Origin of the sequence: Mycolicibacterium stellerae, assembly GCF_003719305.1 — a bacterium.
GTDB lineage: Bacteria > Actinomycetota > Actinomycetes > Mycobacteriales > Mycobacteriaceae > Mycobacterium > Mycobacterium stellerae.
Map to the genome: position 1 here is coordinate 1 of NZ_RARC01000065.1, position 5,662 is coordinate 5,662.

General features: G+C 64.4%; 6 protein-coding genes and 1 pseudogene. 1 reads left to right on the top strand and 6 read right to left on the bottom strand.

Annotated features, from left to right (window positions below; translation table 11 throughout):
* The 6 genes and pseudogenes from D6M19_RS34515 to D6M19_RS33860 all read right to left on the bottom strand — a co-directional run.
* Nucleotides 1-296, bottom strand: a pseudogene (locus D6M19_RS34515) (DUF2339 domain-containing protein); the annotation flags it as partial.
* Nucleotides 297-353: 57 nt separating this feature from the next.
* A complete protein-coding gene (locus D6M19_RS33840) occupies nt 354-1,007 on the bottom strand; it encodes a response regulator (RefSeq protein WP_123029657.1) in 654 nt (217 codons plus the stop codon).
* Entirely contained in the window at nt 980-2,107 is a 1,128-nt protein-coding gene (macS, locus tag D6M19_RS33845; RefSeq protein WP_206428716.1) for a MacS family sensor histidine kinase, read from the bottom strand. The genes D6M19_RS33840 and macS overlap by 28 nt, the downstream gene beginning before the upstream one ends.
* Before the next feature lie 5 nt (nt 2,108-2,112).
* Nucleotides 2,113-2,874: an amino acid ABC transporter ATP-binding protein gene (locus tag D6M19_RS33850; protein ID WP_123029653.1), complete on the bottom strand. Its 762-nt coding sequence runs from the start codon at nt 2,872-2,874 to the stop codon at nt 2,113-2,115.
* Nucleotides 2,875-2,878: 4 nt separating this feature from the next.
* Nucleotides 2,879-3,808 carry an amino acid ABC transporter permease gene (locus tag D6M19_RS33855; RefSeq protein ID WP_123029654.1) on the bottom strand — a complete coding sequence of 310 codons (930 nt, stop codon included), beginning with the start codon at nt 3,806-3,808 and terminating at the stop codon, nt 2,879-2,881.
* A gap of 15 nt (nt 3,809-3,823) precedes the next feature.
* The gene (locus D6M19_RS33860) at nt 3,824-4,714 is read right to left on the bottom strand and encodes an ABC transporter substrate-binding protein (RefSeq protein ID WP_123029655.1); all 891 of its coding nucleotides are present in this window, start codon (nt 4,712-4,714) and stop codon (nt 3,824-3,826) included.
* A gap of 217 nt (nt 4,715-4,931) precedes the next feature.
* Here D6M19_RS33860 and D6M19_RS33865 point away from each other — a divergent pair, with 217 nt between their 5' ends.
* Entirely contained in the window at nt 4,932-5,519 is a 588-nt protein-coding gene (locus D6M19_RS33865; protein ID WP_123029656.1) for an HdeD family acid-resistance protein, read from the top strand.
* The last annotated feature ends 143 nt before the right edge of the window (nt 5,520-5,662 follow it).

Here is a 5,662-nt window from a genome sequence, read left to right on the forward strand (position 1 = left end):
AGAGGCGGTGAGACGAGTTGGGCGCTGGTATGGTGGGGTATCCGTGGCGGCGGGGCGATCGGAGGTGGGGGCGGCGGAGGAGGTGGCGGCGCGTACGCCACGGCGGGTGGCATGTACGGCTGTGGAAAGTGCATGGGGGACGCCACCGGATACGGTGCGGGTTGCGGGGGGACCGGGCGCTGGCCCAGAAGGCGGTCCAGTTCGGTGAGGTCGGCCGAAACCTTGGCGAACTGCTCAGACATTGCGGCGAAGTTCGCCGAGAGCCGGGAAACGACGGCGTCATGCGGTGCGGTCATTGCGTCATAGTCGCAATGGACGGGGCCCGGCGGATGAGTAGGACTACCCGAATCCGCTCATTCGTCCAGCCCGTGTTCGATGGCGTAGCGCGCCAACTCGACGCGGTTGGCGACCTGCAGCTTGCGGAACGTCGCCTGAACGTGGTTCTCGACGGTGCGGTGACTCAGCGAAAGGCGGGTGGCGATCTGCTTGGCGGTCAAGCCCTTGGCGACGTGGCGGAGGATCTCGGTTTCACGCTCGGTCAGGCTCGGCGCCGAGCTCGAGTCCGGTCCCCGCGCGATTCGTCGATACTCCCCCAACACCAATCCGGCCAGGCCCGGCGTGAACACCGCGCGACCCTCCGCCGTCGCCCGCACGGCGTCGCCGAGTTCGGTCTTCGAAGCGCTCTTGACCAGATATCCGGTTGCGCCTGCCTTCACTGCCTCCAGCACGTCCTCGCGCTCATCGGACGCCGAGAGCACCAGAATTCTCGACGCAGGCGACACGGTCAACACCTCCGCGGTCGCCTGTGCCCCGTCGCCGTCGGCCAGCCGCATGTCCATCACCACGACGTTCGGCTGCACGGCCGCGGCCCGCCTGCGCGCCGACCCGACACCGTCTGCGGTGGCCACCACATTGAAGCCGTCCTCGGCGAGATCGCGAGCAACAGCATCGCGCCAGATCGGATGGTCGTCGACCACCATCACCGTCGGGGTAACGTCAGTTCCCATTCCGTCCCGCATCCCGGCCCGGTGTTCAGCTTCGCGCTGCCACCCAGCCAATTCATCCGCCCCACAATCGATTTGGCGATCCCAAATCGGCCCTCGCCGACGGCTTCCTCCAGCCGACCTTCCGCTATCCCTACGCCGTCGTCGCGGATACTCACCGTGACGGTATCGCCGAGATCCTCCAAAAGCACGTAGGCCTTGGCGTCTGGGCCCGCGTGTGCGGCGGCGTTGTCGAGCGCGTTGCCCGCAGCTGCAGACAGCTCCTCGGCGACACCAGTCTCCAGCAGTACCGGGTCGGCGGGCACGCTCACCGATACCCGATCCGATGCGCGTTGGCGAAGGAGCGCGCCGACGTCGGTCAATTCACCGTTTCGCGGCTCGGCGTCCGCCGAGCTGACCAGGCGGCGCAGCGCACGCTCCTGCTCGCCTGCCAACTTCGCCAGTTCTGCTGTCTCGCCGCCGATCTCGCGACCACGGCGGGAGACGAGAGCAAGAACCTGGATGGCGCCGTCGTGCACCTGCCTGGACAACCGTTCCCTTTCCTCGGTCCTCGCCGCCAGCCGCGCGGCGCGTTCCAGGTCGGTGTGGGCGCGGCGCGCGGTCTGCGCGGCCATGCCGACACCGAGTCCCACCGCGAGCTCAATGACCACCGTCGCGTTACGGCCGAGATCGTAGTTCAGCACACCCTTGGCCAATGTGCTGGCCGCGACAATCACTACGCCACTGAGCATTCCGTAAATCGGGCCGAGCAGGATGGCCGCCGAGATCGTCGCGTTGGTGGCCCACAGCGTCGTCGGCCATGACTGGTTGTTGAGCGCCCACTGCTCGGACGCGACGAACTCCGTTGACAGCATCAGCGCGACCACGATGGCCAGTTCGGCCAGCACCCAGGCGGGACGACGGCCGAACCCGTTCAGATAGGCGACCGCACAGGCGGCGCTCCACCCGATCAGGACCGCGAACAACAACCATCCGATTGCGGGCCGGTCGAGGTCGTCGTTGACCGCGACCTGAAAGCCGAGCGCGTAGATGCAACTGAGCAACCGGAACACCTGAGCCGCCCGCCACAACGGCGAAGCCGGATCCGGTGTGCTTGCCGGCATCAGGACTAGAGCACCTTGGACAAAAACGCCTTCGTGCGTTCGTGTTGCGGATTGGCGAGCAGATCGCGTGGGGGCCCACTCTCCACAACCACCCCGCCGTCCATGAACACAAGCTGATTGGCCACCTCGCGGGCGAAGCCCATCTCGTGGGTGACCACCACCATCGTCATCCCTTCGGAGGCAAGCTTTTTCATCACCGCAAGCACCTCGCCCACCAGCTCCGGATCAAGCGCCGAAGTGGGCTCGTCGAACAGCATCAGCTTGGGATTCATCGCGAGCGCCCTGGCGATCGCCACCCGCTGCTGCTGGCCACCGGACAACTGCGCGGGATAAGCGTGCGCTTTGTCTGCCAGCCCGACCTGTTCCAACAGATCCTTTCCGCGCGCAATCGCTTCGTCCTTCTTGACGCCTTTGACGTGGATAGGCGCCTCGATGACATTCGCCAAAGCCGTGCGGTGGGGAAAAAGGTTGAAATGCTGGAAAACCATCCCGATCTCGCGGCGCTGTTTGGCGGCGACGCGGGGTGAAATCTCGTAGAGCTTGGCACCGCCCTCGCGGTAGCCGATCAGATCGCCGTCGACATAGAGCCTGCCCGCGTTGACCTGTTCCAGATGGTTGATGCACCGCAGAAACGTCGACTTGCCCGAGCCGGACGGCCCGACCATGCACAGCACCTCGCCCTTGTCGACCTCGAGCGTGATTCCCCTGAGGACGTCCAGAGCCCCGAAGCTCTTGCAGACCCCCTCAGCCTTCACCATGGGTGTCATCGCGTCACATCCCCGGGTTGTTTATTTGCGCCTTGGCCAGCGCCTCGAGTTGCTTGTCGGTCAGCTTGCGGGACGCACCACGGGAGTAGTACCGCTCCAGGTAGAACTGGCCGACCATCAGGATGCTGGTGACCACCAGGTACCAGAACGCCGCCACCAGCAGCAGGGGAACCGGCTCGAACTCGCGGGCGGCTATCTCGCGTGAGGTGATGCCGTACAGGTCGAGGGCGAACGGCACGGCGGTGACCAGCGAGGTGGTCTTCAGCATGCTGATGATTTCGTTGCCGGTCGGCGGGATGATCACCCGCATCGCCTGTGGGAGCACGGTGCGGCGCATCGCCATCCCCCACGACATACCAAGAGCAGTCGACGCCTCGAGTTGGCCTTCCGGCACGGAACTGATTCCCGCGCGGATGATCTCGGCCATGTACGCGGCCTCGTTGAGCGCCAGCCCGAGGATGGCCAACAGGAACGGGATGGACAGCGCCTGCAGATTGACATGGAAGAACGACGGCCCGAACGGCACCCCGAACTGGATGTTCGCATAGATCGTCGGGATGAGTCCCCAGAACACCAGCTGCACGTACACCGGGGTGCCGCGGAAGATCCACAGGTACACCCACGACACCGACCTGAAAACCGGGTTCGGTGACAATCGCATCACCGCCAGAAGCACGCCGAGCGCGATCGCGAGCACCATCGAGTAGACGGTCAGCTGAAGAGTGTTCAGCAGTCCGACCTTGAGCACCCGCTCGTTGAAGACGTACTCCCCGAAGACGTGCCATCGGTAGGCGTCGTTGGTGGCAGCGCCGAAGACGAACAGCGCCACCAGGATGACGATGACGACCGCCGCCACCCACCGCCACGGATGACGCAGCGGAACGGCATCGATCGCGGCTGGAGACGTGGCCGGCGGCGTGTCGACATCAGTCATTGTGGAATCCCGAACCTAGTTGATCGCGCCGTTGATGACCGGCTTGTCGATCATTCCCTGTTCGACACCCCAGTTCGTCGCGATCGTCTTGTAGGTGCCGTTCTCGATCAGGTGCTCGAGGGCCTGCTTGAGCGACTGTGCGAGCGGCGAGCCCTTCTTGACCGGCCAGCCGTACGGTGCGGCGTCGGCAATCTCGCCCGCGGCCTCCAGCTTGCCGTTGCTCTGCTTGATCGCATACGCGGTGACCGGTGAATCCGCCGACATCGCGTCGGCCTGGCCGAGCACGACGGCGTTGGTGGCGGCGTCCTGACCGTCGAACTTGATGATATCGATCGGGGGTTTGCCCGCATCGGTGCACGCCTTGCTCTTGGCAGGCAGTTCCTCGGTCTCCTCCGTCGTGGTGGCCTGCACCGCGACCTTCTTACCGCACGCGTTGTTCGGGTCGACCGGCGTTCCTGGCCGCTGCGCCCACAGAATGCCCGCCGAGAAGTAGGTGACGAAGTCGACCGTCTGCTCGCGTTCCTTGGTGTCGGTGAACGACGACATGCCGATGTTGAAGGTGTCGCCCTGGATCGACGGGATAATCTTCGCGAAGTCCGCCTCGCGATACTCCGGCGTCAGGCCCAGCGTGGCCGCCACCGCATTCACGAGATCGACGTCAAAGCCGACGATCTTGCCGCTGGGATCCTTGAATTCGTTTGGCGCATACGGAATGTTGACGCCGACGATCAGCTTGCCCGACGACTTGATCGCCTCGGGCACGGTGTTCGCGATCGCATCGACCTTCTCGGCGGCCGGCGCCGAGTCCGCGCTCGTCGACTCGCTCGACCCGGAATCGCTTCCAGCCGAACAGCCTGAAACGGCGAGGGTGGCTGTTGCAGCTAAAACCGCTGCGATGCGCCACATGCTTCCCCGACGGATTTCCCATCCACCTAACACGGTTGCCTCTACTTTCTGCTTTGGGCAGTTAACGTACGGAAGGTTAATGGTGACGACGGCGTTGCGCCGCGCTTCCGCTTATTGTGCTGTCGGACTCAATTTCCCGCGCGTTGCTTGCAAACTCTTATCTGCGCGGTAAGCGCTGTGAAACACTTTGATCATGACTACCGAAGCTCCCCCGGCCTTGTTGCCACACCTGTGGAAGTCGGCGTTGATGTCCGGGCTTCTGGCGGTGATCCTCGGCATCATCGTGCTTGCGTGGCCGGGCATCTCGATCCTGGTAACAGCGATCGTGTTCGGCGCGTATCTGCTGGTGACCGGCATCTCGCAGGTCATCATGGCGTTCAGCCTCCATGTGACCGCGGGCGGCAGGGTGCTGCTGTTCATCAGCGGTGCCGCGGCGCTGATCCTCGCCGTTCTGGCATTCCGCCATTTCGGCGAGGGCTACGCGGTTTTGCTGCTGGCCATCTGGATCGGTGTCGGATTCGTCTTCCGCGGTGTCGCGACCACGGTGGCCGCAGTGAGCGATCCCACCCTGCCCGCCAGGGGCTGGAACATCTTCATCGGTCTGATCAGCCTCATCGCCGGTGTCGTGGTGATCGCCTCGCCGTTCGAATCCATCCTGACGCTGGCCATCGTGGTCGGCGTCTGGCTGATCGTGCTCGGGGTGTTCGAGGTCGTGTCGGCGTTCGGCATTCGCAAAGCATCGAAGGCGGCCACCGCACCGGCACCCGCGGAGCCCTCGGCGCCCGCAGACTCCTCGGGCTCATGACCGAGCCGCAGCCACCGCAATACCCGCAGTACCCGCAGTACCCGCAGTACCCGCCCAGTCTCTTATACACCTCTGACGTTGCCGAAGACGGGTCAGGTTTAGTACTAGTGGGCTGCATCTACTTCAGCCTACAGCCACTAAAA

What these genes read in the sequence shown, in the direction of transcription:
- D6M19_RS33840 (WP_123029657.1), bottom strand. Translation starts at nt 1,007, where the DNA reads ATGGGAACTGACGTTACCCCGACGGTGATGGTGGTCGACGACCATCCG.
- macS (WP_206428716.1), bottom strand. Translation starts at nt 2,107, where the DNA reads ATGCCGGCAAGCACACCGGATCCGGCTTCGCCGTTGTGGCGGGCGGCT.
- D6M19_RS33860 (WP_123029655.1), bottom strand. Translation starts at nt 4,714, where the DNA reads ATGTGGCGCATCGCAGCGGTTTTAGCTGCAACAGCCACCCTCGCCGTT.
- D6M19_RS33855 (WP_123029654.1), bottom strand. Translation starts at nt 3,808, where the DNA reads ATGACTGATGTCGACACGCCGCCGGCCACGTCTCCAGCCGCGATCGAT.
- D6M19_RS33850 (WP_123029653.1), bottom strand. Translation starts at nt 2,874, where the DNA reads ATGACACCCATGGTGAAGGCTGAGGGGGTCTGCAAGAGCTTCGGGGCT.